At 43.0% G+C, this 235-nt stretch carries 1 protein-coding gene; it reads left to right on the forward strand.

Going from position 1 to position 235, the window contains the following annotated elements:
* A partial coding sequence (locus ACW9IR_RS30055) for a hypothetical protein (protein WP_457466238.1) occupies nt 1-235 on the forward strand: 235 nt, incomplete at both ends.

The following is a 235-nucleotide window of genomic DNA, read 5'->3' on the forward strand; positions in this document are numbered from 1 at the left end:
TTAGGCATGGTCGTCAGCTATGGGAATTAGCTGCTAAAGCTATATCTGCTTTTCAGATATCTGAATTTCAGATATTTTGGCTGCTCAACCTTCATTGTTTATCAGGTGAAAGCAGCCATGAACGAAAGAATCTACGTGCTGAACGGCCAGAAGAAGACCACCAATCACATTTTGCATCTACTCCTATGCATACCTACAGCTGGGTTGTGGCTAGTGTTTTGGTTTCTTGTCGCCA

This window comes from Pseudomonas sp. SDT291_1_S447 (assembly GCF_054070155.1).